At 69.9% G+C, this 6,840-nt stretch carries 7 protein-coding genes; all 7 read right to left on the minus strand.

Going from position 1 to position 6,840, the window contains the following annotated elements; all coding sequences use genetic code 11:
* Positions 1–111: 111 nt before the first annotated feature.
* The 7 genes from metK to Ade02nite_RS48250 all read right to left on the minus strand — a co-directional run bounded on the left by metK (position 112) and on the right by Ade02nite_RS48250 (position 6,695).
* Positions 112–1,302 carry a methionine adenosyltransferase gene (gene metK / locus Ade02nite_RS48220; RefSeq protein ID WP_203778183.1) on the minus strand — a complete coding sequence of 397 codons (1,191 nt, stop codon included), beginning with the start codon at positions 1,300–1,302 and terminating at the stop codon, positions 112–114.
* A gap of 45 nt (positions 1,303–1,347) precedes the next feature.
* Positions 1,348–2,574: a bifunctional phosphopantothenoylcysteine decarboxylase/phosphopantothenate--cysteine ligase CoaBC gene (coaBC, locus tag Ade02nite_RS48225; protein ID WP_203778184.1), complete on the minus strand. Its 1,227-nt coding sequence runs from the start codon at positions 2,572–2,574 to the stop codon at positions 1,348–1,350.
* Positions 2,575–3,036: 462 nt separating this feature from the next.
* The gene (gene rpoZ / locus Ade02nite_RS48230) at positions 3,037–3,300 is read right to left on the minus strand and encodes a DNA-directed RNA polymerase subunit omega (protein ID WP_015623990.1); all 264 of its coding nucleotides are present in this window, start codon (positions 3,298–3,300) and stop codon (positions 3,037–3,039) included.
* Between the two features lie 13 nt (positions 3,301–3,313).
* Positions 3,314–3,913: a guanylate kinase gene (gene gmk / locus Ade02nite_RS48235; RefSeq protein WP_203778185.1), complete on the minus strand. Its 600-nt coding sequence runs from the start codon at positions 3,911–3,913 to the stop codon at positions 3,314–3,316.
* Positions 3,914–3,946: 33 nt separating this feature from the next.
* Positions 3,947–4,264 (minus strand): integration host factor, actinobacterial type, encoded by a 318-nt coding sequence (gene mihF / locus Ade02nite_RS48240; RefSeq protein WP_020517554.1) that lies wholly within the window; start codon positions 4,262–4,264, stop codon positions 3,947–3,949.
* A gap of 187 nt (positions 4,265–4,451) precedes the next feature.
* Positions 4,452–5,282 carry an orotidine-5'-phosphate decarboxylase gene (gene pyrF, locus Ade02nite_RS48245; RefSeq protein WP_203778186.1) on the minus strand — a complete coding sequence of 277 codons (831 nt, stop codon included), beginning with the start codon at positions 5,280–5,282 and terminating at the stop codon, positions 4,452–4,454.
* 204 nt (positions 5,283–5,486) lie between these two features.
* Positions 5,487–6,695, minus strand: a complete 1,209-nt coding sequence (locus Ade02nite_RS48250; protein ID WP_203778187.1) for an adenosylmethionine--8-amino-7-oxononanoate transaminase — start codon at positions 6,693–6,695, stop codon at positions 5,487–5,489.
* Positions 6,696–6,840: the final 145 nt, after the last annotated feature.

Genomic DNA, 6,840 nt, shown 5'->3' on the forward strand with positions numbered 1-6,840 from the left:
CGCACCCCCGGCCCTCCACCGTCAACCGCAACCAAGCCCAGCCCACCCAGCCGCCCCAGAAAAGGAAAAGCCGGCGCCCCCCAAAAAATGGGGGAACGCCGGCCAAAAACCTCAGGCAGCCGCGCTCTTGAGATCCTGAGCCCGGTCAGTGCTCTCCCAGAGCAGCTCCGGGATCTCCCGCCCGAAGTGCCCGTACGCAGCGGTCTGCTGGTAGATCGGCCGCAGCAGGTCGAGGTCGCGGATGATGGCGGCCGGGCGGAGGTCGAAGACCTCGTTGATGGCCTTCTCGATCCGCTCCACCGGCACATTTTCCGTGCCGAACGTCTCGACGAACAGGGACACCGGGTGGGCCTTGCCGATCGCGTACGCCACCTGGGTCTCGCAGCGCTCCGCCAGCCCGGCCGCTACCACGTTCTTGGCGACCCAGCGCATCGCGTACGCCGCCGAGCGGTCCACCTTGGACGGGTCCTTGCCCGAGAAGGCGCCGCCGCCGTGGCGCGCGTAGCCGCCGTACGTGTCGACGATGATTTTGCGGCCGGTCAGGCCGGCGTCGCCCATGGGGCCGCCGATCTCGAAGCGGCCGGTCGGGTTGACGAGCAGGCGGTAGCCCTCGGTGTCGAGGCCCAGCCCCTCGAGCTCGGGACCGATCACGTGCTCGCGGATGTCGGGCGTGAGCAGCGACTCGAGCGAGATGTCGGCCGCGTGCTGCGACGAGACGACCACCGTGTTGAGGCGTACCGGCTTGAGGCCGTCGTACTCGATGGTGACCTGGGTCTTGCCGTCCGGGCGAAGGTACGGGATGGTGCCGTCCTTGCGGGCCTTGGACAGGCGCCGGGCGAGCCGGTGGGCCAGGGCGATCGGCAGCGGCATCAGCTCGGGGGTCTCCGAGCAGGCGAAGCCGAACATCATGCCCTGGTCGCCCGCGCCCTGGGCGTCGAGCACGTGCTCGCTGTCGCCCTCACGGAGCTCGATCGCGCTGTCGACACCCTGGGCGATGTCGGGCGACTGGGAGCCGATCGACACGCTGACGCCGCAGGAGGCGCCGTCGAAGCCCTTCTTGGACGAGTCGTACCCGATCTTCAGGATGGTGTCGCGCACGATGCTGGGGATGTCGGCGTACGCCTGGGTGGTGACCTCACCCGCCACGTGCACCTGGCCAGTCGTGATCAACGTTTCCACCGCGACCCGGCTGCGGGGGTCCTGCCGGAGCAGGGCGTCGAGAATACCGTCGCTGATCTGGTCAGCGATCTTGTCCGGGTGGCCTTCCGTGACCGACTCGGAGGTGAACAGGCGGCGTGCCACGGTGCTCCTCAGAATTGTCGAATACAACGTAACCGGGAAGTGTAGTCACCGCGCCTGAGCCGTTCGACTGCTGCCCACCGGGCCATCCAGAAGGACGGCGACGCGGTCCAAAATCATATCGGCCACATCGTCTTTGGGGAGTTCGGCGTGACTCACCGTGCTCCCGTCAGCACCCAGCAGCGTGACCTCATTGTGGTCGGCACCGAACACGCGGTCCACTCCCACCTCGTTAACGACGATCAGGTCGGCACGTTTCTTGATCAACTTAGCCCGCGCGTTCTCCAGCGCATCGTGCGTCTCGGCCGCGAAAGCCACCAGGACCTGCCCCGGCCGCTTCGCCGCGCCCAGCTCGGCGGCGATGTCCGGATTGGTGGTCAGCTCGATCGGCGCCGGCGTACCGCTGTCCGTCTTTTTGATTTTCTCGGCCGCGACGGTGACCGGCCGGAAGTCCGCCGGCGCCGCCGCCATCACGACCGCGTCCGCCTCGACGGCCGCCTTCACGGTCGCCGCGCGCAGCTCCTCGGTGGTACCCACCCTGATCACGTCGACACCCGCGGGCTCCGGCAACGTCACGTTCGCCGCGATCAGCGTCGTCCGCGCGCCCCGCGCCACGGCCGCCTTCGCCAGCGCGTACCCCTGCTTGCCCGACGATCGGTTGCCGAGGAACCGCACCGGATCGAGCGGCTCGCGCGTCCCGCCGGCCGTCACGACCACATGCCGCCCCGCGAGATCACGATCAAGACCTCGCTTGTGTACGCGCAGCGCGAGCTCGAAGATGCCGGAGGGCTCGGGGAGCCGCCCCTTGCCGGTGTCCTTGCCGGTGAGGCGCCCGACCGCGGGCTCGATCACCACGGCTCCGCGGGCACGCAGCGTGGCCACGTTCGCGCGCGTCGCCGGGTTCTCCCACATCTCGGTATGCATGGCCGGCGCGTACACGACCGGGCACGTCGCCGTGAGAAGCGTGTTGGTCAGCAGATCGTCGGCGATGCCGTGCGCCGCCTTGGCGAGCAGATCGGCCGTCGCCGGGGCGACCACGACGAGCTGCGCGGCCCGCCCGATCCGCACGTGCGGCACCTCGTGCACGTCGTCCCACACCTCGGTGGCGACCGGCTTGCCGGAGAGCGCGGCCCAGGTCGGCGCGCCGACGAACCGAAGCGCCGACGCGGTGGGCACGACCCGCACGGAATGCCCCGACTCCGTGAAGAGGCGAAGCAGCTCACACGCCTTGTAGGCGGCGATGCCGCCGCCGACTCCGAGCACGACTTCCGTCACCGCGACCCCCGAACAAAGAACCAGCCAGCCAGGGCCCGCCCTCCCAAGGGGGAACCCCCGTCGATCATTCTGACGGACGCGCGCTTGATCGTGCCGAGCGCCTGTGGATAACCCGGCCGGCGAACGGCGAGCCCACCCCACGAGCGAGCGCCCTGTGGACAACCGCCCGGCAAGCGGCCCGCCCACCCCACGGACGAACGGCCTCCGCACAACCCGCCCCGGCAAGCGGCCCGCCCACCCCGACGGGCAAGCGGCCTGCGGAGACAACCCGCCCAGCAAGCGGCCCACCCACCCCAACGCGGACAACCGCCCGGCAAGCCAACGACCTGCGGACAGCCGCCGACTCCAACACAGCCGGCCGCCACGGAACCGAGCCGAAAACGCAGCGATCCCGCGGCCCAGGCGGGACGCGGGATCGTCGTGGGCGGCCGGAGGCCGCGAAGTCCGGGTGAGCCGAACCGCTTACGGGTTGTCGGTCGCCTCGGCCGTCAGCAGGCCGGCGTTGATCTCACGCATGGCGATCGAGAGCGGCTTCTCCTGCGGGGTGGTCTCGACCAGCGGGCCCACGTATTCGAGGAGGCCCTCACCGAGCTGGCTGTAGTAGGCGTTGACCTGGCGGGCACGCTTGGCCGCGAAGATCACCAGCGAGTACTTCGACGAGGTCTTGTCGAGGAGCTCGTCGATCGGCGGGTTGGTGATGCCTTCGGGGTTCGCGATGGTTCCCACAGTTGTTCAATCCTTAATGCTCTGGGGCTTGCGCGGGCGTCAGGTATGACGAACCGAGCAATCCTACCAGCTCGTCCGCGGCCCGCTCGACGAAGTCGTTGACGACGGTGCGGTCGAACTCTTTCTCGGCGGCGAGCTCCTCGTCCGCGTGCTTCAGCCGGCGGCGGATCGTCTCCTCGTCGTCGGTGCCGCGGCCGACCAGGCGCCGCCGCAGCTCCTCGACGCTCGGGGGCGCGAGGAAGACCAGCTGCGCGTCGGGCATCGAGGCGCGCACCTGGCGCGCGCCCTGCAGGTCGATCTTGAGCAGGACCGGCTGGCCCTGGCTCAGCCAGCCCTCGACCTGGGCCCGGGGCGTGCCGTAGAGGTTGCCGGCGAACTCCGCCCACTCCAACAGCTGACCGCCATCGATCAGCCGCTGGAACTCCTGGCGGGTCACGAAATGGTAGTGCTCGCCGTCGGTCTCGTAGTCGCGCTTCTTCCGGGTCGTCACGGACACGGACAGCTTGATCCAAGGCGAGCGCGCCCGGATCAGCTCGATCACGCTGTCCTTGCCGACCCCGCTGGGGCCGGAGAGGACGGTGAGGCGGGCTGCCGGGCGCGCGTCGTCATCCATGCTCACAAGGCTCATTCAACACGAGCCCATGAGTCAGTTCGCAGCGAACTCCCCCAGGAGGGCCTTGCGCTGCTGGTCGCCGAGACCGCGAAGCCGGCGGCTGTCAGCGATCTTCAGCTTCTCCATGATCTGCGTCGCGCGGATCTTGCCGATGCCCGGCAGTGCCTGAAGCACGGCCGAGACCTTCAGCTTGCCGACGACCTCGTCCTCCTCCGCGCGGTCCAGCACGGCGGCGAGGGTGGTCTTGCCAGACTTGAGCTGTTCCTTCAGCTCAGCCCGAGCCTTGCGAACTTCCGCGGCCTTCTCAAGCGCTGCAGCGCGCTGCTCGGGGCTCAGTGACGGGAGCGGCACCAGTTCTCCTCAGGTCCCTATCGCGGCGGTAGGTCAATACCGGCGCTTCTGTGAAACGTGGTGTGCCTGGGAACCAAAGGGGCATGTGGTTCCCTGGCGCCGGGAAAACTAGCGGTCAACGGCGCTTTCGGCAACGTGGGGGTACCCCCGCACCCGCTGTCCACGTCCCTGGTAAGCAGGGGCCTTTTCACCCGAGCGCAGCTGCGCACTCGTCTGCGGCGCGCTCTGCTGCTACACGCAGCTCGGCCACTCCGGGTCCCGCCGCCAAAACTTCCCGTGAGTACGACGGCAGCACGTTACGCAGGCTTTCCCCGAAGACGGCGCGCAGGTCGGAGGGGGTCGCACCCTGGGCGCCGAGGCCCGGAGCGAGCAGCGGACCGTTCACCCGGGACAGGTCGTGACCGGTCTCCCCGATCGTCGCGCCGATCACGAGCCCGTAGCTTCCGAGGGGCTCCGCACCCGCGTTGAGCTGGGAAATCTCCTCGATCATCGTTTGCGCGACGGTCTTGCCGCCGGCGCCGACGGCGTGCTGGACCGACGGTCCCTCCGGATTGGACGTGAGCCCGAGGACGAAGACGCCGCCGCCGTTCGCGGCCGCGACGTCGAGTGCCGGCTGCAACGACCCGAAACCGAGATAGGGACTCACAGTAATCGCGTCGGCACGCAGAGAACTGGCTGGATCGAGGTACGCGGAGGCGTACGCGGCCATGGTCGAACCGATGTCGCCGCGCTTCACGTCGAGCAGGACGAGCGCCCCGGCCTCCCGAGACTGTCGGATAGTTGACTCAAGAATGCCGATGCCACGTGACCCAAATCTCTCAAAAAAGGCCGACTGCGGCTTCAGCACGGCCACCCGATCGGCCAGGGCCTCGACCACCGTACGGGCGAAGCGCTCCAGGCCGGCCACGTCGTCGCTCAGTCCCCACTTGGCGAGCAGGGCGGCGTGCGGATCGATCCCGACGCATAGCCGGCCGCGCTTCTCGGTCGCCTCGACGAGGCGCTTGCCGAAGGTCTCCATGTCGTCTTCCCTCTTCCGTGTCGGGTGGCCGCCAGCGCGACGGCGGCCGGTGCAGTAATGCGGCCCGCGATCGCGGCCGCTGGGACAATTCGGACGTCGGGCCGGCGGAGCAAATCGGGCGCCGGACCCGAGGGTGGCCGGCCGGGCAAGCGGCGCCGGGCCCGCCGAGATCGGTGGTGTGTTCTGCACCGCAGGGCAACCGGCTCAGCCCGCGGAGACCGCCGCGGCGACGCCCGCCGTGATCCGGGCGACGTCGCCGGGGTCCGTGACGTAGGGCGGCATCGTGTAGATCAGATCGCGGAACGGCCGCAGCCACACCCCCTCGGCGACCGCCGCCGCCGTGGCCGGCCCGATGTCCACGTCGTGATCGAGCTGCACCACGCCGATCGCCCCGAGGACCCGGACGTCCGCGACGCCAGGCCGCCCGCGCAACGGCCTCAGACCGTCTCTGAGACCGTTTTCGATCAGCCGTACCCGATCATGCCAGGACCCGTCCCGCAGGAGCCTCAGCGAGGCGCTGGCGACCGCGCAGGCGAGCGGATTGCCCATGAACGTCGGCCCGTGCATGAGCCCGCCGCCCGGCCCCGACGAGATCGCCTCGGCGACCGCCGTCGTGCAAAGCGCCGCCGCGAGTGTCAGGTAGCCACCCGTGAGCGCCTTGCCCACGCACAGGATGTCGGGCGCCACCCCGGCGTGCTCCGCCGCGAAGAGCCTGCCCGTCCTGCCGAACCCGGTCGCGATCTCATCGAAGATCAGCAAGATGCCGTACGCGGCGGTCGCCTCGCGGAGCACCCGCAGGTACTCCGGATGGTGGAACCGCATCCCGCCCGCGCCCTGCACCACCGGCTCCACAATCACCGCGGCGATCTCGTCCGCGTGCCGCTCGACCATCGCGACCAGCGAGGCCGCGTAGTCCTCGTCGTACTCGGCCGGCGGCGCCTCCGCGAAGACCTGGGCGGGCAGCACTCCCGTCCAGATCGAGTGCATGCCGCCCTCGGGGTCGCACACGCTCATCGGGTGGAACGTGTCGCCGTGGTAGCCGCCCCGCCAGGTCGCCAGCCTGCGCCGCCCCGGGCGGCCGAGCGCTAGCTGCGCCTGGAGCGCCATCTTGATCGCGACCTCGACGCCGACCGACCCGGAGTCGCAGAGGAAGACGTGCTCCAGCCCGTCCGGCGCCAGCTCGACGAGCGTGGTCGCGAGCTCGATGGCCGGCTCGTGGGTGAGCCCGCCGAACATCACGTGGCTCATCCGCCGCGACTGCTCCACGAGCGCCGCGTCCAGCGCGGGATGCCGATAACCATGGATCGCCGCCCACCACGACGACATCCCGTCCACGAGTTCTCGCCCATCGGCAAGCTTCAGCCGTACGCCGGAAGCACTCTCGACGAGATACGGCTCGGCCCGCCCCGGCATCGGCCCGTACGGATGCCAGACATGCGCCCGATCGAGCCCCAGAAGCCGCCCCGCCGCGCCCGCCGAGAAAGAGCCGGCGTGGGAGGTCCCGCCGAGCTCGTCTGCCGGGGTGGGGATGGCACGGACGGCCGGCCCAGAAGCCGCG

The sequence above is a fragment of the Paractinoplanes deccanensis genome (genome assembly GCF_016862115.1).
Classification (GTDB): domain Bacteria; phylum Actinomycetota; class Actinomycetes; order Mycobacteriales; family Micromonosporaceae; genus Actinoplanes; species Actinoplanes deccanensis.

Excerpts from the sequence above, each read along its gene's own strand:
- gmk (WP_203778185.1), bottom strand. The coding sequence starts at position 3,913 with ATGGATGACGACGCGCGCCCGGCAGCCCGCCTCACCGTCCTCTCCGGC.
- Ade02nite_RS48250 (WP_203778187.1), bottom strand. The coding sequence starts at position 6,695 with ATGCCGGGGCGGGCCGAGCCGTATCTCGTCGAGAGTGCTTCCGGCGTA.
- pyrF (WP_203778186.1), bottom strand. The coding sequence starts at position 5,282 with ATGGAGACCTTCGGCAAGCGCCTCGTCGAGGCGACCGAGAAGCGCGGC.